The sequence below is a fragment of the Rhodonellum psychrophilum GCM71 = DSM 17998 genome (assembly GCF_000381545.1).
GTDB lineage: Bacteria > Bacteroidota > Bacteroidia > Cytophagales > Cyclobacteriaceae > Rhodonellum > Rhodonellum psychrophilum.
The window spans coordinates 138,108-158,164 of sequence record NZ_KB906673.1 but is presented as its reverse complement, the minus strand read 5'-3'; the positions used below and the strand labels follow the sequence as shown (position 1 = coordinate 158,164).

At 42.1% G+C, this 20,057-nt stretch carries 14 protein-coding genes; 9 read left to right on the top strand and 5 right to left on the bottom strand.

Annotated elements, in window-relative coordinates; translation table 11 throughout:
* The first annotated feature begins 17 nt into the window (after positions 1-17).
* The 8 genes from F824_RS0100805 to F824_RS0100765 all read left to right on the top strand — a co-directional run bounded on the left by F824_RS0100805 (position 18) and on the right by F824_RS0100765 (position 11,564).
* Positions 18-1,772, top strand: a complete 1,755-nt coding sequence (locus F824_RS0100805) for an AMP-dependent synthetase/ligase (protein WP_019595934.1) — start codon at positions 18-20, stop codon at positions 1,770-1,772.
* A 202-nt stretch (positions 1,773-1,974) separates the two neighbouring features.
* Complete coding sequence (locus tag F824_RS0100800; protein ID WP_019595933.1) at positions 1,975-2,451, top strand: MarR family winged helix-turn-helix transcriptional regulator; 477 nt, start codon at positions 1,975-1,977, stop codon at positions 2,449-2,451.
* 12 nt (positions 2,452-2,463) lie between these two features.
* Positions 2,464-4,869 carry a 3-hydroxyacyl-CoA dehydrogenase/enoyl-CoA hydratase family protein gene (locus F824_RS0100795; protein WP_019595932.1) on the top strand — a complete coding sequence of 802 codons (2,406 nt, stop codon included), beginning with the start codon at positions 2,464-2,466 and terminating at the stop codon, positions 4,867-4,869.
* 85 nt (positions 4,870-4,954) lie between these two features.
* Positions 4,955-6,130, top strand: coding sequence for an acetyl-CoA C-acyltransferase (locus F824_RS0100790; RefSeq protein ID WP_019595931.1), 1,176 nt, complete (start codon positions 4,955-4,957; stop codon positions 6,128-6,130).
* A 92-nt stretch (positions 6,131-6,222) separates the two neighbouring features.
* Positions 6,223-8,019 carry an acyl-CoA dehydrogenase family protein gene (locus F824_RS0100785; protein WP_019595930.1) on the top strand — a complete coding sequence of 599 codons (1,797 nt, stop codon included), beginning with the start codon at positions 6,223-6,225 and terminating at the stop codon, positions 8,017-8,019.
* 139 nt (positions 8,020-8,158) lie between these two features.
* The gene (locus tag F824_RS0100780; RefSeq protein WP_019595929.1) at positions 8,159-9,484 is read left to right on the top strand and encodes a DEAD/DEAH box helicase; all 1,326 of its coding nucleotides are present in this window, start codon (positions 8,159-8,161) and stop codon (positions 9,482-9,484) included.
* A gap of 80 nt (positions 9,485-9,564) precedes the next feature.
* Positions 9,565-10,236: a hypothetical protein gene (locus F824_RS0100775; RefSeq protein WP_026333409.1), complete on the top strand. Its 672-nt coding sequence runs from the start codon at positions 9,565-9,567 to the stop codon at positions 10,234-10,236.
* Positions 10,237-11,090: 854 nt separating this feature from the next.
* The gene (locus F824_RS0100765) at positions 11,091-11,564 is read left to right on the top strand and encodes a nuclear transport factor 2 family protein (RefSeq protein ID WP_019595927.1); all 474 of its coding nucleotides are present in this window, start codon (positions 11,091-11,093) and stop codon (positions 11,562-11,564) included.
* 31 nt (positions 11,565-11,595) lie between these two features.
* Here the strand turns inward: F824_RS0100765 and F824_RS0100760 are convergent, their stop codons facing one another.
* The 5 genes from F824_RS0100760 to F824_RS0100735 form a co-directional block, all read right to left on the bottom strand.
* Positions 11,596-12,018: an organic hydroperoxide resistance protein gene (locus tag F824_RS0100760; protein WP_019595926.1), complete on the bottom strand. Its 423-nt coding sequence runs from the start codon at positions 12,016-12,018 to the stop codon at positions 11,596-11,598.
* Positions 12,019-12,025: 7 nt separating this feature from the next.
* Complete coding sequence (locus F824_RS0100755) at positions 12,026-12,439, bottom strand: MarR family winged helix-turn-helix transcriptional regulator (RefSeq protein WP_236613181.1); 414 nt, start codon at positions 12,437-12,439, stop codon at positions 12,026-12,028.
* A gap of 180 nt (positions 12,440-12,619) precedes the next feature.
* Positions 12,620-13,816, bottom strand: a complete 1,197-nt coding sequence (locus tag F824_RS0100750) for a redoxin domain-containing protein (RefSeq protein WP_026333407.1) — start codon at positions 13,814-13,816, stop codon at positions 12,620-12,622.
* A 260-nt stretch (positions 13,817-14,076) separates the two neighbouring features.
* Positions 14,077-14,940 carry a sugar phosphate isomerase/epimerase family protein gene (locus F824_RS0100740; RefSeq protein ID WP_019595922.1) on the bottom strand — a complete coding sequence of 288 codons (864 nt, stop codon included), beginning with the start codon at positions 14,938-14,940 and terminating at the stop codon, positions 14,077-14,079.
* A gap of 11 nt (positions 14,941-14,951) precedes the next feature.
* On the bottom strand, positions 14,952-16,259 hold the full coding sequence (locus tag F824_RS0100735; protein ID WP_026333406.1) for a Gfo/Idh/MocA family protein: 1,308 nt from the start codon (positions 16,257-16,259) through the stop codon (positions 14,952-14,954).
* 693 nt (positions 16,260-16,952) lie between these two features.
* On the opposite strand from F824_RS0100735, the gene F824_RS0100720 reads away from it, so the two are divergent.
* Positions 16,953-20,057: a SusC/RagA family TonB-linked outer membrane protein gene (locus F824_RS0100720; protein WP_019595918.1), complete on the top strand. Its 3,105-nt coding sequence runs from the start codon at positions 16,953-16,955 to the stop codon at positions 20,055-20,057.

Genomic DNA, 20,057 nt, shown 5'->3' with positions numbered 1-20,057 from the left:
ATTAAGCCCATTTCCACATGCAGATCAACAGACTCTTTGACATCATCGATTATCAGATTTTAAAATACAACAAAGAGGTCGCCCTAGGCCATAAAGTAAATGGAGAATGGGTAACCTTTTCATCCAAGGATTTGAAAAAGATAGTGGATCAACTGAGCATGGCTTTTTTATCGTCCAATATTGGGTCAGGAGACAAAGTTGCCATTATTTCAAACAACCGTCCAGAATGGAATTTTATAGATTTGGCGCTCCAGCAAATAGGCGCCATATCTGTTCCGATGTATCCAACCATCTCAGCAGAGGACTATAAGTACATTTTTGAGCATGCAGAGGTGAAAATGGTTTTTGTGGGTGATGAGGAAATATTAGCCAAAGCAAAGGAAGCATCCCTTGGAATTGAAAGGCAGATATTCTCTTTTGACAAATTAGAATCCTGTATCCATTGGGAGGATTTTATGTCAAAAGGAAAGAATGGAGATTTGAGTGCGCTAGAGACGGCTAAATCATTTGTAATGGAAGAGAGTCTCTTTACCATTATCTATACCTCAGGAACGACCGGAACACCCAAAGGAGTTATGTTGACGCATGGCAACGTGCTACACAATGTATCTGCAGTGGAAGACCGGATCATTGTACCTGCTGGAAATTCGAAGGCATTAAGTTTCTTACCCCTTTGTCATATCTATGAAAGAACAGGCTCTTTTTGTTATCTATTCATGGGTATTTCCATTTATTACGCTGAAAGTATGGAATCAATTGGGGAAAATTTAAAAGAAATCCAGCCTCAAATGTTCAATACAGTCCCCAGATTACTGGAAAAAGTATATGATAAAATTGTTTCCAAAGGCTACGGGCTAACCGGTATAAAAAAATCGCTCTTTTTCTGGGCCTTAAACCTTGGTCTGCAATATGAACCCTCCAAGGATCAGGGATCATGGTACAATTTTCAATTGAAATTGGCCAATAAAATCATTTTCAACAAATGGAGAGAGGCGCTTGGAGGCAATATTATGCAGATCAATTCAGGCGCATCTGCACTTCAACCAAGATTGGCCCGGGTATTTTGGAGTGCTGGCATTCCTATTTGTGAGGGTTATGGGCTTACCGAAACTTCTCCCGTTATATCCACTTCCGTATGTAATCTAAAGGAAATTAGAATAGGATTTGTAGGAAAATTGGTCAAGGAGGTCGAAGTCAAAATTGCTGAAGATGGAGAAATCTTGGTCAAGGGACCAAATGTCATGAAAGGCTACTACAAGAATGCAGCATTGACCGCAGAGGTACTCAAGGATGGCTGGTTCCATACAAGCGATATTGGAGAGCTACACGAAGGCAATTACCTAAAGATCACTGATAGGAAGAAGGAAATGTTCAAAACTTCCGGAGGTAAATATATTGCTCCACAGCCTTTGGAAAACAAATTCAAGGAATCTGTCTTAATCGACCAATTGATTGTGGTGGGAGAAAACAAAAATTACCCAACGGCACTGATTGTTCCGAGTTTTGATGCACTAAAGGATTATTGTAAACACAAAGATATCCCCTACACCCATGACGAGGAGATGATCGCAAAGGATGAAATTTTGGAGAAATTTCAAAGGGAAATAGATGATCTAAACAAGTATTTTGGGAAATGGGAGCAAATCAAGAGGTTCAAATTGCTTTCAAAATCCTGGAGCGTGGAATCCGGTGAACTTACTCCAACCATGAAACTGAAGAGAAAAGTGATACATGAAAAATATGCGAAAGAAATGGAAGATTTATACAAATAAAATTTTCAGAAACTTATTTTGATATTTCAGTTTTCTAATCCAAAATTCAATACTTAATGGCCCTAAATTGATAACGGAAAAATAATATTCCGTTATTTTAAAATTTATGTTTTTTTAATTTCCTCTGCATGCATAACTTTTTTAGGAAATAGTATGCATGCATACAATATTTTTCTTACATTAGAAGTGTAAAATATTGTCTATGAAACGAGAAGAAACGGTAGATCATCACATCAAGAGTGCTTGGCATGCCATTTCCAGGATGTACAATCAAAAAGCAGCCCAGGAAGATTTTACCACGGCCATGGGATTTGTTCTGATCAACATCAACTCCAAGGAAGGGACTGCTGCCACCAAAATTGCCCCATTGATTGGACTGGAGGCAAGAAGTCTCACCAGGATGCTCAAGACTATGGAGGAAAAAGGATTCATTTTTAAAAAAGCGGATCCAAATGACAAAAGATCCGTGAGGATATTTTTGACGCCGGAGGGTAAACGCAAAAAGGCAATTTCAGTGGAGACCATCAAAAATTTTAATCTTCAGGTAAGGGAATTGGCCAGTGAAAGTGAGCTGGAAATTTTCTATTCAGTGTTCCAGAAAATCAATAAAGTCATTGAAAATATTCAATCAGAACCAATAAACCCTAATTCGTACAGTGATAAGGTGTACGAACTTTAATAAAAAAACTTTATGAAAAGAGCCATTAAAAAAATTGCCATTTTAGGTTCGGGAGTAATGGGATCGAGGATTGCCTGCCATTTCGCCAATATTGGCGTTCAGGTATTGTTGCTCGATATAGTGCCCAAAGAACCGAGTGAGGAAGAAAAGAAAAAAGGTTTAACTATCTCTGACAAGGCAGTCAGGAATAGAATTGTTGAAACCGCCTTAACCAACACATTAAAATCAAAACCAGCTTCTCTTTACGATGCTGGGTTTATTTCCAGGATCACCACAGGTAATTTTGATGATGATTTGCCAAAAATCAAGGATTACGATTGGGTGATGGAAGTAGTAGTGGAAAGACTGGATATCAAACAGTCACTTTTTGAGAAGGTGGAAAAATTCAGGAAACCAGGCACCTTAATTACCTCAAATACCTCCGGAATTCCGATGCACCTCATGTGCGAAGGAAGGTCTGAAGATTTTCAGGCGAATTTTGCCGGAACCCACTTTTTCAATCCCCCGAGGTACTTGAGATTATTGGAAATTATTCCGGCTCCCAAGACCAATCCTGAAATCATCGATTTCTTGATGGATTTTGGGGACAGGATTTTGGGTAAGGAAACTGTGCTCTGCAAGGATACCCCTGCATTTATCGCCAATAGAATAGGTGTCTATGCCATTATTTCGGGGATGCATGCTGTTGAGAAAATGGGACTCAGTGTATCTGAGGTGGACAAACTCACAGGAACACTCATTGGAAGGGCCAAATCTGCTACTTTTCGTACCATGGATGTAGTGGGATTGGATACTACGGTGAACGTTGCCAATAACCTTTACAAGGCGCTCTCGCATGATGAATCCAGGGATAAATTCAAATTACCTAAGATTGTCGAAGTATTGAACGAGAACAAATGGTGGGGTGATAAAACCGGCCAGGGTTATTTTAAAATGATCCGTCATGAAGATGGCACCAAGGAACTTAAGGAATTAGATCTTAAGACTTTTGAATATAAGGATGTAGAGAAGCCAAAGTTCAAGGCATTGGAAGCCTCCAAGGAAATTGATGACTTGAAGAAAAGAATTAAATTCCTCGTGAATTTTGAGGATAGGGCAGGTGAATTTTACAGAGCTACTTTCTATGATCTGTTTCAATACTGTGCAAATAGGATTCCTGAAATTTCCGACGAACTCTATCGTATCGATCAAGCAGTTTGTGCTGGGTTTGGTTGGGAGTTGGGTCCATTTGAAACCTGGGATGTTTTGGGTTTACAAGAAACCGTCGAGAAGATGAAAGCTGCCGGAGAAATTGCAGCTCCATGGGTCCATGAAATGTTGGATGCAGGCCATACGGCTTTTTACAAGGTTGAAAACGGACAGAAAAAGTACTACGATATTCATTCAAAATCATACTTGCCAGTTCCGGGTGCGGAAGAATTTATTCTCTTGGATACACTTAAAGCGGCCAATAAAAAACTTTGGGGCAATGCTGGAGCCACGATCTATGACATGGGCGATGAGGTGATTGGATTGGAATTCCATACCAAGATGAATTCCCTGGGTGCGGAAGTGATAGAAGGAATCAATACCGCCATCAGCATGGCTGAAAAATCCTACAAAGGATTGGTGATTGGAAACGAAGGTGGAAATTTCTCCGCAGGGGCAAATTTGGCCATGTTGTTCATGTTTGCAGGTGATCAGGAATACGACGAAATCAACCTGATGATTGCACAGTTTCAAAACACCATGATGAAGGTGCGCTATTCTTCTATTCCAGTGGTGGTTGCTCCACACAATATGGCATTGGGGGGAGGTTGTGAAATGTCTCTTCATGCAGATGCGGTTCAGGCACACGCGGAATTGTATATGGGTTTGGTAGAAGTAGGTGTCGGTTTGATTCCAGCAGGTGGAGGAACCAAGGAGATGACGCTGAGATTTTCCAACAGACTGATTGCCGGAGATGTGGAACTCAACCAACTTCAGGACTACTTTATGAACATCGCCACTGCCAAGGTTTCTACCTCAGCACATGAGGCAAGGGCTTTGGGATATTTGCAGACCAAGGACGCCATCACCCTGAACAGAAAAAGGGTGTTGGCAGATGCCAAGGAAAAAGTACTGGCCTTATCCGATGCGGGTTATATCCAGCCGATACAGCAAACCAATATCAAGGTACTTGGAAAAACTTCTTTGGCCTTGTTTGAAGCTGGGATTACCGGGATGCAGTACGGTGCTTACATCTCTGATCACGATGCAAAAATCGCTAGAAAACTTGCCTGGGTAATGTCTGGAGGGGATTTGTCTTCTCCGACAGAAGTGACTGAGCAATATCTTTTGGATTTGGAAAGGGAGGCCTTCTTGAGCTTGACTGGTGAGAAAAAGACCCTAGAGCGGATTCACTCCATTCTATTCAAAGGAAAACCACTTAGAAATTAGTGTCGGTTCCCAGACAATTTGGATCGATTGGCCAGGATCAAGATTTGGTCACCTTAAATTTTCAGTTAACCCAATAAAAAATAAAATGGAAGCATATATAGTAAATGGATATAGATCGGCAGTTGGCAAAGCCAAAAAAGGAGGTTTTCGTTTTTATCGGCCCGATGATTTGGCTTCTGATGTCATCAAGCATTTGGTCGCCAACACACCGGGTTTGGAATCCAAAATGGTTGAGGACCTCATTGTAGGCAATGCCGTTCCGGAAGCCGAACAGGGCATGCAGATGGGGAGAATGATTTCACTACTTGCCTTGGGAGTAGATAATCCTGGATTTATTGTCAACAGATATTGTGGCTCGGGATTGGAAGCCATTGCTTTGGCGGTTGGCAAGATCAAGGCAGGAATGGCAGATTGCATTATCGCCGGCGGTACGGAATCCATGTCAATGGTCCCGATGATGGGTTATAAAACAGCGCTCAACTGGAACATTGCCTCCAAAACTCCGGATTATTACCTCAGCATGGGGCTTACTGCGGAAGAATTGGCAAAGGATTATAACATCACCAGAGAGGAATCTGATTTGTTCTCCGTAAAATCACATGAAAAGGCTTTTGCAGCCATTGCCGCTGGAAAGTTCAAGGATGAAATTGTGCCTGTGGAAGTAGAAGAAACTTATCTTGACGAAAAGGGAAAGAAGAAAACCCGAAAATACATCGTCGATACAGATGAGGGTCCTCGAAAAGGAACATCAATGGAAATCCTTTCCAACCTAAAACCTGCATTCAAAAACGGAGGTCAAGTGACTGCGGGAAATTCTTCCCAGACTTCTGATGGTGCCGCATTTGTGGTCGTGATGTCGGAAAGAATGGTCAAGGAATTGAATATTGAACCCATCGCCAGGCTGATGTCCTACGCTGTCGCCGGTGTTGAACCTCGAATCATGGGGATAGGTCCAAAAGTGGCAATCCCAAAAGCGGTGAAGCAAGCCGGTCTTTCCATCAATGACATTGAATTGATTGAATTGAACGAGGCATTTGCAGCGCAAAGCTTGGCGGTTATCAAATCCCTAGACCTTAACCCTGATATCATCAATGTCAATGGCGGTGCTGTGGCCATGGGTCATCCCCTAGGTTGCACCGGAGCCAAGCTATCCGTCCAACTTTTCAACGAGCTCCGCCGTCAGAATAAAAAATACGGAATGGTAACCGCCTGTGTTGGAGGTGGGCAAGGAGTGGCAGGGGTTTTTGAACTCTTGAAATAGGTGAATGTGATCGGTTTCAATTGTTTACCGGTTGTTGCTTGAATACAAAACAATACGCGTCAGAATGCCTATCCTTTTAAAACTGAAACAAAATGGAAACCATAAAAAAATCAATCAATGGCGGTGAATTCCTAATTAAGGAAACAGCTGCAGAGGACATCTTTATTTTTGAGGAGTTCTCGGAAGAACAAAAAATGATGGCTCAAGCTTGTCAAGACTTTGTTGATACGGAGATTACTCCCAGGATCGAGGAGATAGACAGCATGAAAAACCCGGATTTGGTACCCCAGATTTTCAAAAAAGCTGGAGAATTGGGTCTTTTGGGCATTTCCGTTCCCGAAGTCTTTGGTGGAATGGGCATGAGTTTCAATACCTCTATGCTGATCGCCGACATTATCGGGGCGGCGGGATCATTTTCCACTACCTATGGTGCACACACCGGAATCGGTACCTTGCCTATTCTTTATTATGGTACGGAAGATCAAAAGAACAAATACTTGCCCAAGTTGGCAACCGGTCAATGGGCTGCCTGTTACTGTCTGACTGAGCCAGACGCTGGCTCAGACGCCAACAGCGGTAAAACAAAGGCAACACTATCTGCTGATGGAAAACATTATGTTCTCAACGGGCAAAAAATGTGGATCTCCAATGCGGGTTTTGCGGATTTGTTCATTGTCTTTGCCAAGATTGAAGACGATAAAAACCTGACTGCCTTCATTGTCGAAAAGTCCTTTGGTGGTATCACGATGAATGAAGAGGAGAAAAAGATGGGAATCAAAGGCTCGTCTACCCGTCAAGTATTCTTCAATGATTGTCAGGTGCCTGTGGAAAACATGCTTTCCGATCGTCAAAACGGATTTAAAATCGCCGTGAATATCCTTAATATCGGAAGGGTAAAACTTGGTGCAGGTGTTTTGGGAGGTGTGAGAACCGTTACAAGCCTTGCCATCAAGTATTCTACCGAAAGAAAACAATTTGGTGTGAGCATCAATACTTTTGGTGCCATCAAGGCTAAATTGGCAGAAATGGCGATTCGAACCTTTGCTACAGAAGCCCTTTGCTACCGTGCAGGGCAGGATATAGAGGATCGAATCAACAGTCTGATCGCTGAAGGAATGCAAGATTCCGAAGCAAAACTCAAGGGTGTGGAGCAATTTGCCATCGAATGTGCCATTGCCAAGGTTCATGGGTCTGAAGTGCTTGACTATGTCGTGGATCAGGGAGTTCAGGTCTATGGTGGAATGGGATATTCTGCAGATGCACCAATGGAAAGGGCCTACAGAGATGCAAGGATTTCCAGGATATATGAAGGGACCAACGAAATCAACAGAATGCTGATGGTTGGGATGCTTTTGAAAAGGGCAATGAAAGGGGAAGTCAACATTTTTGAACCGGCAATGGCTGTTTCCAAGGAATTGACATCTGTACCAAGTTTCGAATCTCTCGATACCTCAACACTTTTTGCTGCCGAAAAAGATGTTCTGAATAAATTGAAGAAAGTATTCCTGATGGTTGGAGGAAAAGCCGCCATGTCACTTCAGGACAGGATCGAGGATGAACAGGAGGTGATGATGAATCTGGCAGATGTCATGATTGAAATTTATGCGGCAGAATCCGCTATCCTGAGAGCTGAGAAATTGGTGGGACTGAGAGGCGAGGAAAGTTGTCAGCAGCAGATCGCAATGGCCAAGGTTTATCTGTCTGAGGCGGCAGAAAAAATAAACATCGCTGCGAAGGAAGCAATCGCTTCGTTTACTTCTGGAGATGAGCAAAAAGTCATGTTGATGGGATTGAAGCGTTTCACCAAAATGGATTTGGTAGATACCAAAAGCCTGAGAAGACAAATTGCTGATTTTATGATTGAAAAAGGACATTATCCTTTTTCCTAAGCAAAATACCAACCGATCGCTCCAAAATCCACGATATTGGAACGATCGGTTTTTTTTAATCTGTAGCTTTCTCCACGAAGACCCGAAAGACAAAATAAAAAGATAGCTAAAAGACGTCAGCTTAAAGCTACCTTTGTATATGCAAAATAATTTGGAAGAGACAACCGCGGAGTTTCTAAAAAATCTTTCCATCGCGGAACTCAATGACATGCAGAAAGCTGTCATTGGAAAGGCAGCTTCTTCAGAAAACTTGATGTTGCTCGCCCCCACAGGATCTGGTAAAACCATCGCTTTTTTGATTCCACTTGTAAACCAACTTCAAAAAGACAGTTCTGGGGTGCAGGCATTGGTTGTGGTTCCATCAAGAGAGTTGGCCCTTCAGATCGAGCAGGTATTCAAGGCAATGAAAACTTCTTACAAAGTAAGTTGCTGCTACGGTGGACACTCTGTCAAAATCGAACAAAACAGCCTAAATGAGGCCCCTGCTGTGATTATTGGTACACCAGGAAGATTGGCAGATCATATCTTCAGAAAATCATTTGACCCAAAGACCGTCAATATGGTGGTTTTGGATGAATTTGACAAATCCCTACAAATGGGATTTCATGATCAATTGACCTTGATCTTTAAGGCCCTAAACGGCAAGCAAAAGCACCTGCTCACTTCCGCTACAAAATTGAAATTGTGGCCTGAGTTTCTTCCCTTCTCCAAACCCGAAGCACTCAATTACCTGAAGGACGAAGTGGATTCCAAACTGGAATTGAAGCTGGTACACACCCGAAGTATTGAAAAAGTGGAAACCTTGATGAGGTTGGTCGCTGAATTCAACGACGAAGTGTGTTTGGTCTTTTGTAACCACCGAGACGCTGTGGACCGAATCAGCACCTTGTTTACAGACCATCGATTTGCGCATGGTGTCCTTCATGGAGGAATGGAGCAGATCGATCGGGAAAAAAACCTCATCAAATTCAGGGGCGGAGCACACAATGTGCTTATCGCAACAGACCTTGCCTCAAGGGGATTGGATATCCCAGAGATCAAACATGTGGTACATTACCAATTGCCACCAAAGGAAGATGCCTTTATCCACAGAAATGGGCGGACAGCAAGGATGCACGCCGAAGGTCAGGCCTACCTGGTTTTGGCCAATGACGAAGCTTTGCCTGAATACGTTGAAAAATCCGTTACGGAGATTACACTTCAGGAAGAATTGGTGCTACCGCCTCCTCCCATTTTTGCGTGCTTATACATCAGTGCAGGGAAAAAGGATAAAATCAGCAAGGGCGATATTGTCGGACTATTGACCAAAAATGCGGGTATTTCGGGAGAAGACATCGGCCTGATTACCATCTTGGATTTCGCATCTTATGTCTCTGTGAAGAGAACTCAGGTAAATAAAGTCCTTGCCAAATTGAAAAACGAAAAGCTCAAAAAAATCAAGGTGAAGATTGAGGAGGCGAATTAGGGACACACTTTTGTTCCATAGTGTTTTTAGAATTCATTGAACAGCTCATTTTTACCATTATCCCTTTAAAATCAAAATTTATGAAATTTCAAATAAAAATAAATAGCATTCTTACCGTTGACGAAATAAGAGAATATTGGACTTCAGAGGATTACATCCAGTTGTTGGAAAAATTCGATTATCCCGATGCAGAAAAAGCACCGAAGGAAACCCTGAGAGAATTGCTTTTGATGGCCATTACCGATTTTGAGCCCCAAGAAGCAGCTGTGAAGGTTTTGGAATACAAGTTGTCCGATCATCTTGCTGATGGACAAATCCAACAGATTTCAAATGACATGCTTTTGGACAAGGTTTGTGAGGAATATCCGGAAATTGGATTGCAGTCTACCTTGTTTCACGTCAATCAACTCCTGTTTAAAGCCTTCAATGGAAAATTTCCCGATGCAAAGGCAAGCGTGATCGATTGCTCCATCGCTCGGGTTGACAAGAAGCCAAATCCGGTGCTTACCAAAGAGGATATTCTTAAGTTATTCAGTGTGGGCTTGTCCGACAGGAGTCTTTTGGAGAGACTTTTTGAGCCTCAGATGAAAACGGAGATCGATTTTCCAGAGGCTGAAAATATTCTATGGGATGTGAAAGCCTCCGAAGACAACAATTTCAGTATCACGACATCCGAATATTGGTTAAAAGAAGAGGATTTCGAATTTTCTGAATTTGAATCCGAATTGAATCAAAAAGAAGCTGAGTCCTAAAAAGATCAATTTCTTCAAATCTTTGCACTCAAGGTCAGAAGGCGAAATCCAATAGGGTTTCGCCTTTTTTGTGCCAACTGATTCAAATTTTTCCATTTAACCCGTTTTATGCAATTTCAATTCATTTCCGGCCTGAAATTGCTCAATAATCAGTCGGTTGTTCATTGTTTTTGACTTCACCATACTGGACTATTCATTATTATCATTATCCAAATAATCTGATTTTCTAGTAGTTATAGCCCTATTTGGAAGCCTATTGCATATTTCCTTCTTACTTCAACCCGTTTTAGGCATTTCCAATTCAATTCCAACCTATAATAGCTTAATAAGCATTCAGCTATTTACTGCTTTTACCTTCACCAATTCGGTACTTCACTTGGTCTGATTTTCTTGTAGTTTCAAGACCTTTTAGGGAACCTAATGTATATTTCGGGTTCAAGTTAGATGCTTTGCTTAATTTTTTCAGTGTCTTACAATTCGGGTTTGAGTTTTCGGGATGGGGTTCTCTCTGCAGTGTTTGGTTTTCCAATTTTTGAAAAAGGTAAGTCCAAATGCCTTTAAGAAATTTTGAGGAAGGATATGATTTAATTACCTTATTTCGATTTAGAAGTGAAAAAACGCAATGCTGTTCAAATTATGACTTATAAGGGGTTTTGAGCCAATAAGGTAGGAAAAAACTTCAAAACCGAATCGGCTCAGGTCATCTCCAAATATTGCGCTTGAAGACGTTAAATATTGCCGGCTGGATTCAGTTTGGAGAGACTGTGTTATTGAAGAATTCCAATGCAATATCTCTTGGGAAACTTTGGATCTTCTTTTCTATCCAATATTCATTTCAAAAAATGCATAAACCTATGATGACAAGCAACGGAGTACTTCTACATGAATTTTATACTGCCTTTGCCAAAGCAGATGCCGACAGAATGTCCGCTTGTTATCATTCAGAGGTGGTTTTTAGGGATCCTGCATTTGGGGAACTGAAGGGCCGGGATGTCGAAATGATGTGGAGGATGCTGATCAAAAGAAGCAAAGGGAACCTCAAGATCACCTTTCGGAATGTCCATGCGGATGAAAAAAATGGGACTGTAGATTGGATTGCTGAGTATGTTTATGGGGGAACCGGAAGAAAAGTTGTCAATACCATTCATGCAAGTTTCGAATTCATGGATGGAAAAATTATCAGGCACACCGATCAATTTGATTTGTGGGCATGGACAAGACAAGCTTTGGGTTGGAAGGGCTTTTTATTGGGTTGGACACCTTTTATGAAAGCCAAAATCCAAAAGCAAACCAATAAACTTTTAAAGGGATTCAAGGAAAAAAATTAGCCCTTGGCAAATCTACCAAGGGCTGGATGTTTTATGCTACGGCACTTACATTTACCTCTATATTTCCTCTGGTTGCATTGGAATATGGACAAACCTCATGTGCTGCATCCACTAATTTTTGGGCATCTTCCAAGGAATTGGCCTGCGGAATTTTGACAAAAATATCCACTGCCAGTCCGAATCCTCCATCACCTGTTTTGCCAATATGGGTTTTAACAGTGATTTCAGCATCGTCCAATTTCACACCATTGGCAACTGCTCCCAGAGCCCCACCAAAACAAGCGGCATAGCCTGCAGCAAACAATTGTTCTGGGTTGGTCTTTCCTCCCGGACCCCCTATTTCTTTTGGCATGGCTACTTCCATGTCGAGCAAGCCATCATCTGTCTTGATTTTTCCTTTTCTTCCTCCCGTATTTACGGCAATTGCTGTATAATCAATGGTGATTTTTTTCATGGTAATCTCAATGTTTAAGCGTTTCTATTAGTTTATTGACTTGGATCTTAAACAGTGATAACTCCCCTTCTTCCCATTGGTTTAAGAGAGAATGAATTTTTTCTGGAATAGGTGTTGCTTTTGCTTGCAGAGATTTTCCTGGATATGTCAATTCAATTTCAACTTTTCTTTCGTCTTTGTCGCTTCGATTTCTTTTTATGAAATTATTGGCCTCCAATCTTTTTAGCACTGGGGTAAGTGTTCCGGAATCCAAAAAGAGCTTCTCTCCTATCTGGCTGACCGTTAATCCATCTTTTTCCCATAAAATAAGCATAACCAAATATTGTGGATAAGTCAGGCCGAGCTCTTCCAAAGGTTCTCTGTAAGCCTGAATCAGTATTCTGGATGCCGCATAGAGTGGAAAGCAAACTTGGTTTTTCAACAATAAGGAATCATCTGAAATGGACATATCGGCGGCTTTAAATTGTAAACAATTAAATTTAGTAATCTTTATTTAGTTTCCCAAAAAATCTTTCAATCCTTCACAGCCAATATCTTCCTGCCGATCATTTCGGCGTTTGATTTTTTTATCTAACCGAATTGAGTACTTAACTTTTAATTTTCAATAGTATCTTCCAATCATGGGATGGTCAACAATTGCACGTTTTAGCTTATGTGGATTGATTTCTCCTAAAACCTTATAAGCCACCCTTCCGCCGGGTTCGATGAGCAATGTGATCGGCAAACTTCCATCCCAGTCATTATTGACCACGTTTATGACGGCATACTTGTCTTCGGTATCGATCAGGTAATTGGGAATGGCAGAATACTTGGCTTTAAGGAATTTGAGAACTTTTGCCTCTTGTACAGGGCTGTCCAAGCTCAGGGAGATGAATTGGAAATCTCTTTCTCCATACATCCTTTGGATTTCAATAAATTCCGGATATTCGATCACACAGGGTCCACACCAAGTTGCCCAAAAATTGATCAGCAACAACTCATCTGTATCGTTTTTCAGAATTTCGGCCAATTGCGCTACACTGATTTTTTTGACTTCCACGGTCTTTTCCTTCCATTCCGCATTTACTTTTTTGGCGTATTCATTTTTCCAAGCCCATTTGATCGAACAGCCGAAAGCTGGTGTAATCGCCTTTTCCGGTTCCAGGACTTCCCCAGCGAGGGTTCTGTCGATGGCGTTGCGAAGGTCCTCCGCTTTACCTGTTCCGGGCTTTTCCGACGCATCAATTCTTCCGGAATAAGCGAGTTTTCTTTCTTTGTCAAATACGAATACATGTGGAGTCGTCGTCGGCCCATACGCCAGGGAATAGGCATGGTCATCGCCGTCATAGAGATAAGGGAAATTGTATTTCTTGTCTTCATGGCGGATTTGCATGCTTTTGAAATCATCGCTGAGGTCTGTATATCCGAGTTCTTCGGGAAGAATTCCGATAGGACTATTCGGGGAGATGGCCAAAAATCCCACCGATTTGTCCGAATATTCATCCACCAACTGGATATAGCGATCCTCATAAGCCTGCGCTGTCGGGCAATGGTTACAAGTAAAATTGATAACCAATACCTCTGCTTCCCGAAAATCATCTATTGAAATGAGCTTTCCATCCACGTTTGGCAAATTAAAAAAGGGAGCCTTCTCCCCTATTTTAAGTTTTGGTACTTGCTTTTCCGCAACTTTTTGTGGATTTGGGACAAAAATTGAGGCCATCTCTTTGGCGCTTTTCTCCGGCGAGGGCTTGTTGCATGAAACAGAAAACAGGATTGTCAAACACAAACCCAAAGAAAGCAATTGTGTTTTTTCCATGGTTTCAAGAAATTTGAGGTTTATCAAAATCAAATTGACTGGTAATTAAAGATACCATTTTGAATTCGAAAAAAAATCTCTTTATCCTCAAAATGAATGGCTTATCAAAACCAATTTTCGACTGAGGACAAAAAAGGGGCCGAAGACCAGAGGTTTTTGATCAACCGAGCTTCATTGATATTTTGAATCGAAATTAGAAAGGCCTTGGAATGGAAAATTCCCAAATCCAAGACCTTTGTATTTTAGGCTGCTGGGGAAGGTTACTTTACGTAAGCAGCATTGTTTAGGTATTCAAAACTTTTTTGGACGCTATCGATTGGATCGAAATTATACCGCTCCACTTCAACAAAGAAGTCTTTCATGCCTTGGGCATAAGCCGCTTCAAAAATCGGTTTGAAATCCATGTCTCCACTGGCGCCGATTTCCTCTTCATCCTTTATATGCAAAAGGGGGAATCTTCCGGGATATTTTTTCAAATAATCAACCGAATCATAACCACCTTTTTTGGACCAGTACACATCCAATTCAAAACAAACCAGCTTTGGATCGGTCTTGGCCAGCATGTGGTCGTACATGACCACACCTTCAATTTTTTCAAATTCACGGGCGTGGTTGTGAAAGCCAAACTTCAGACCCGATTTAGCGGCCAAAGCTCCGATGGCATTGTAGTAATCACACCAAATATCCAATTCAGCCAAAGTCTTTGGTATCGGCATCGAAGGCTTGATGATATACTTTGCTCCCATGGCTTTGTGGTCGGTGATTGCTTTTTTCCACCATTCCATTGCCTCCTCCTTTTTCTCAGGGGTATATTGCGGCCCGCCCAAGTGGGCACTGTTTAGCTTCATTCCAAGATCTTCAATAAATTTCCTGAACATTTTTGGTTCCATGCCATAAACCTTTCCATCCTGATAGTTGGCTGTCTCGAGTGACTTGTAGCCTATTGAGGCCACCTTTCTCAGTGTACCTTGAGGATCTGAAGCCATATCGGTTCTTAAGGAATAGAGTTGTAGACCAATCGGTCTTTTGGCGAATACCGAATTAGCCAATAGGCTGGTCGGGCTCAACAAACTTCCAATGGCTATCGCCCCGGAGAGTTTTAAAAAATCTCGTCTTTTATTCATTTTTGCTGGGTTTAAAGTGTGAATCCTTTTTCGTAATTGTAATGAAGTTTTGTGCTTGCTTCCCAATCCTCTGGGAATGTTTCTGTTTTTGGGTCCCAGACCAAGGGCCTTTGGAGTTCATTGGCAATGTTTCCCAAAGTACAGACAATACAGGTACTGTGACCTATTTCAACTGGAACCATAGGGTCTCTTCTTTTCTGAACGGAATCGATGAAGTCAAAAAGGTGTGGCGGAAACCCTGGGTTTGGGCGTTCCATGATTGGATTTAAGGTTTCATCTGAGGCGGCGAATTTGCCTCTTGAAACTTGAATCCATCCCTTTTCACCGACAAATTTTACTGCCTGTGTGGGGCCATCAAAAGCCCCCACGACCATTTCCACACCAGTTGTATATTGGTAGGTCAGAGGTTTGCCATTCATGGCAGGAAGAATTTTTGAAGGTCCGTTGCGGTCCATACCCATTCCCCACTGCGCAATGTCAAACATATGAGCTCCCCAATCCGTCATGTATCCTCCCCCTGTTTCTTTGTATTTTCTCCAAGCTCCCCAAAAAGTTTCGTTCTTTTCTGGATTTAGGCTGATGGATGGGTTCAATTGCTCGTTGTAATGAATTGGTTTCAATGGTCCCAACCAGGATTTCCAATCCAAACCATCGGGAATTTTTTGTTCAGGCAAATCATAAGAGATGGGATGCTCCGGTTGTCCTACATTGACCAAAACCTTCTCGAGTTTTCCGATTCTTCCTTTTTGAACCATCCTCACGGCGTGTTGAAAATTCAAGTCTGATCGCTGCTGACTGCCTACGGCGAGGATGGTTCCGTTGGCCCTAACCGCCTTTACCAATTCTTGGCCTTCTCTGATGGTCAGTGTAAGTGGCTTTTCCAAATAGATATCCTTTCCTGCTTTGCAGGCATCTATGGCCATCAGGGCATGCCAATGATCGGGAGAGGCGATAACAACCGCATCTATGTCCGGTCTTGCCAAAAGGTCCTTGTAATTTTCATGGAGGGTCACTTTTTGGGAGGGCTTGCCATTTTCGGAGTAGGCCTTGGAAACGCGAAGTTCAAATCGCTCCCTTTTTACCTGATAGACATCCGCACCTGCCACCACTTCTACCCCAGGGATTTTTATCATGCCATTGAGGAGCCCCATGGATTGTCTGCCCAATCCGATAAACCCAAGTCTTATCTGATGAATATCTGCAAGGGGCTTAATATTTTCTGCCCAACTCATTCCTGGCAAGGCCGCCAATCCTGCGGTGGTCAATAGGGATGTCCCCAGAAATTTCCTTCTGGAAAAAGTGGTTTTGTTGTTTTTCATGTTCGTTGGGTTTAATGTCAATCCTAAAAAGGGTGATGCATCCCATTTATTCAGAAATACAGCTGAATATTCTTTTTTCGGCATCGCCTTCAGTATAATATTACTTTAAAACGATTTATCTAAAAAATTTAAGGGTCCAAAAAATAGCCTTCGTATGCCAATGTTTGATAAAGGGCCTGATTTCTTCTTTGTGAGGCAATTTGGGAGGAATGCTAGCATGAAAGATTTATCCCAATCCTCTGGAAAAAAGGGAGACTCCTGTTGATTAGAAGGAATTTGCGTAGTAAAACGAAGCTTGTCTCTCCCATACCCGAAGTCAATATTCCGCCAATTCCTGAGGGGCAAAATCAGTGTTTTCGGTTTTATGGAATTTACTGAAAAAGCAGGTAGGAAATCAATGCGTAAAACAAAATCATTCACTAAAATCTGCTTTTTCGGGTTCATAGGGCGACCAAATTTGAATTGGAGCACAAAATTACCAAGACCATGAAAAAGAGGCTTTTAATTCAAATATAATTCCGCTTGGCTGGCCACGCCGGGTAAAATGAAAATAAAAATGAAATCGGTTGCATTTATTCTTATTTTTTTAGAGGTTTATCAAATTATTGGCTTTTTCAGTGCTTTGCCTAAAAAAAAGGTGTGAAGAAAAGTGGTAATCAACCTATTTAACAAACCCTCAAAATAATCAAACTTATGGAAACAACATCCGCCATTATTTTCAGTAAGGTCAAAAAAATACCGATTGGAAATTGGCTTGTTCGCATGACAGCTGCACTGGTATTTATTTTTATCAGCAATCTGTCAATGGCTCAGAGCGTAAGTGTTTCGGGAACTGTTCTCGACGAAAATGAAATTGGATTGCCAGGTGCTTCAATTCAAGAAAAAGGAACTACCAATGGGGTGGTAACAGGTATAGATGGAGAGTATAGGATCAATGTAAAGCCAGGAGCCACATTGGTCTTTTCATTTATTGGTTTTACTACTCAGGAATTACTGGTGGGCAATCGGTCTTCTATAACCGTAAATATGAAACCTGATATCAGTTCACTCCAAGAGGTGGTCGTCGTTGGATACGGGACCATGCGCCAAGAGGCGGTGACTGGATCTGTGGCTTCAATAGGAGGAGACGTCATGAGGGAAGTAGCTTCGGCAAATATCACACAGGCCCTTCAGGGTCGTCTCCCGGGTGTGGAAATATCCCAGACCTCTTCTCAGCCGGGCGCTACCATGCGTATTAGAATAAGGGGCAATCGGTCACTTACGGCAAGTAACGATCCCTTGGTCGTATTGAATGGAATTCCATTTTCTGGTTCCATTGGAGATATCAATCCGGAGGATATCGCAAGTATTGATATCCTAAAGGATGCATCGGCAACGGCGATCTATGGATCGAGAGGTGCCAATGGTGTGGTATTGGTGACAACCAAGAAAGGTTTTAAGGGGCAGGAGGCGAAAGTGAGTTATAGCGGTTTTCACGGCCCAAAAACAGTCTTCTCTCCATATCCCATGATGAATGGTCCGGAATTTATCCAAATGAGAGAAGCCGCAGGCATGTTTACCAATGGACCGAGTGAGTCCAATGACATCAATACAGATTGGCAGGATTTGTTTTACCAAAACGGCGTGATGTCCAACCATGATATAAACGTTACTGGTGGTGGAGAGAAAAGCACATACAGTTTTGGTTTGGGATACTACCACGATGAAGGAGTCGTCCCTACCCAGCAGTATGATAGAATCTCCATGAGGGCTGCAGTTGACCAGGAAATTGGGAATTTCTTTAGAATAGGATTCAATACCAACAATAATTTTAATACCACGCAAGGTTCTCAAGTTGGTTTGTACAATGTCCTGAGTATGTCTCCCATCGCATCTCCGTTTAATGCGGACGGAACCAGGAGGAGGACAATCACCATGCCTTTGGATGAATCATTTGTAACCACTCGTGAAACTGTGAGAGACTTAGAGGGTCAATGGCTGAACGAAACGCGGGCATTTGCAACATACAATGCAATCTATGCAGAAGCGAAAATCCCAGGAGTGGATGGCTTGAAATACAGAGTCAATTTAGGTTTGGATTACCGTCAAAGCAACCAAGGTGACTATACGGGAAGAGGCATAAACACCGCAAACCCTACTACTCCTTCCACGGCAGGTGTGGGAAATTCCCATAACTACCATTGGATTGTGGAAAACTTGATCACCTACGATAAAATATTCGCAGATAAACATTTTGTTAATGTAACAGCCCTATACTCAACCGAACAAAATAAATTTCATAGATCCAGAATGACGGCAAGAGATATCCCAGCCGATCAGTTTCAGTTTTATAACATTGGTCTTGCCAACGGAGAGATTCAAGTTAACCCAGGCGATCAAAGCTATGAACTATGGGGTTTGATGTCCTATATGGGTAGGGTAATGTATTCTTATGACGATCGGTACATGATCTCAGCAACTTTACGTTCTGATGGTTCTTCTAGACTAGCACCGGGCTATAAGTGGCATACTTATCCTGCTGTATCAGCTGGGTGGAATTTGCGAAAGGAAGGTTTTATGAATAATGCCGCCTCTGTGGATTTGTTGAAATTGAGAGTGGGCTATGGTCAGACCTCAAATCAGGCAATCGCACCTTATGCGACATTGGGAGGCTTAGGAACTAGACCCTATAATTTTGGAAACGATACCTATGCTACCGGTTATTTTGTCAATTCACTCCCCAATGCGGATCTGGGTTGGGAATACTCGGAGACCTATAACATAGGGGTTGACTTCGGTTTGTTTAACAATCGTCTGACAGGTAGTGCAGAATATTACATTACGAACACAAAGGATATTTTGCTGGGTGTGAATTTACCAGCAACTTCTGGAGTAGGAAGTTACACTGCAAATATTGGTGAAACCCAAAACAAAGGGGTTGAACTATCCTTGAATGGATTGATATTCGAAAATAAAGATTGGAGCTGGGAAGCAGGATTGAATGTTTATGCCAACCGAAACAAACTAGTCTCTTTAGCGTCCGGACAGACGAGAGACGAAGGAAACTGGTGGTTTGTGGGTTCTCCAATTGATGTAATTTTTGATTATCAGTATCAAGGCTTGTGGCAGGAAAATGATATGCACCGGAATATTTTGGAGCCAGGAGGGAATCCGGGAATGATCAAAGTTACCTATACAGGTGAATTTAATGATGAGGGAGTACCTACCCGGGCGGTTGGGCCTGCTGATCGTCAAATTCTTGATTTGCAACCCAACTTCATGGGAGGATTCAATACCCGCGTTGGGTACAAAAACTTTGATTTGAGTATTGTTGGGACCTTCAAAAGCGGCGGAGTGCTTATTAGCTCCCTTCATTCTTCTTCAGGATATCTCAACATGATGAATGGAAGAAGAAACAATGTTAAAGTGGATTATTGGACTCCTGAAAATCAAGATGCGAGATATCCTGCACCTGGAGGCTTGGCGAGTGGTGACAATCCTAAGTATGGCAGCACGCTGGGCTACTTCGATGGCTCCTATTTGAAAATCAGAACCATGACCCTTGGTTACAACTTTGACAATGCAAGCAATTGGATGACCAAAGCGGGATTGAGTCGATTTAGAGTTTATGGTGCTGTACAGAATCCATTTGTATTGTTTTCTCCATTCCATAAGGAAACAGGCTTGGATCCTGAAACCAATTCATTCGCCAACCAAAATACCGCAATTACCAATGCGCTCCCAAGTCGATTGTTGACTATTGGCACCAATGCGCCAGCAACACGTAATTTTATATTGGGTATTAACTTGACATTTTAA